Genomic DNA, 1,424 nt, shown 5'->3' with positions numbered 1-1,424 from the left:
GGATTTTATTCGGAAGCAAAGAGAGATGGAACTATCGCTATAGGTGCCAATTCCCTAGCTTCGACCCCAGATGGCGTTGCTCTGGGAAAAGATGCTAAAGCCGATAGGGATCTTAATACTCCTAGTTATAGTCCTTTGCTGCATACTCATTCACCAAACACCGCAGTGGAATGGAGAGGTACGCGGGGCGCAGTGAGTGTTGGTGATTTTAAGAACGGTATAACCAGACAAATTATAAACGTAGCAGCTGGTCTTCTAGATACCGACGCGGTGAATGTTGCGCAATTAAAGGACTTAGAAACACTTGTAAGACAAAACGGTTGGACACTGTCAGTTGGAGATAAAAATGCTGCACTTGTTCGTATAGGTAGTGGAGTAGATTTTTCTGCTGGAAGTACAAATCTTCAGATTACAAAAGGTGATAAGGATAATAAGCTAAAATTTGATTTGGCTAAAGATGTTACATTAACGAGCTTAAAGGTAGGCCCAAGTACCCTAAACCTAGCAGGCTTATTGATTGCAGATGGTCCGCTAATAACAATAGCTGGTATTAATGCTGGTAATAAAAAGATAACAGGATTGGCAAAAGGTACTGATGATACTGATGCAGTGACTTTTGCACAGCTAAAAGCAGCACAAGCAGGACAAGCAGCAGGGGTTATAAAAGGTTTAAAAATTAACACTACTGGCAAAGATTTTGCAGATGCTATAGCTGATGCAGAAAATTCAGTCGCTCTTGGTAGCAAGGCCAGCGTTAGTAAACTCTCTAGCGGTGCGCTTGCTTTTGGTTCTGGCGCATCTGTAAAGAATGGTGGTTCCACAAATGATCCAAAAGGTTCGTTAAATGGAATTGCCTTAGGTGCAAATGCATCTGTAGCTGCTGTTGGTGGAGTTGCTCTTGGTGCTGGCGCAACAGCTACCGGCGAATCTGCGCTTGCTTTTGGTAGTGGAGCAAAAGCATCAGTTAAAGATAGTATTGCTTTGGGAAGCGGTTCTGTAGCGAATGTTGGACCTGGTTTCGGGGGTTATGATCCTCGTACTAGAGAGAATTCAGATAAACAGGACAATACATGGCTATCCGGTCTTGGTGCACTCAGTATTGGTGATGCTAAGCAAGGAAAAACCAGACAGATTGTAGGTGTTGCCGCTGGCACGAACGACTCTGATGCGGTAAATGTTGCACAGCTAAAAGCTCTACAAGATTCTATAAACCCAAGTTGGGGGCTCTCTGTTAATGGTAAAAATACGACGAACGTTAATTCAACCAGCCCATTGGATTTGGTAACTGGAAGTACAAATCTTAATCTTACAAAAGGCGATAAGGATAATAAGGTACAATTTGATCTGGCTCAAGATGTTGCATTAACGAGCTTAAAGGCAGGCACAAATACCCTAGATGCCACCGGCTTAGTGATTACGGGTGG

At 43.2% G+C, this 1,424-nt stretch carries 1 pseudogene; it reads left to right on the top strand.

Annotation, left to right across the window (positions count from 1 at the left end):
* A pseudogene (locus ACFIKY_RS08940) lies at positions 1-1,424 on the top strand (hypothetical protein); the annotation flags it as partial.

It is taken from the genome of Bartonella sp. CR127HXZ (genome assembly GCF_042194555.1).
Lineage (GTDB): Bacteria > Pseudomonadota > Alphaproteobacteria > Rhizobiales > Rhizobiaceae > Bartonella > Bartonella grahamii.
This window is presented reverse-complemented; position numbering and strand designations above follow the sequence as displayed.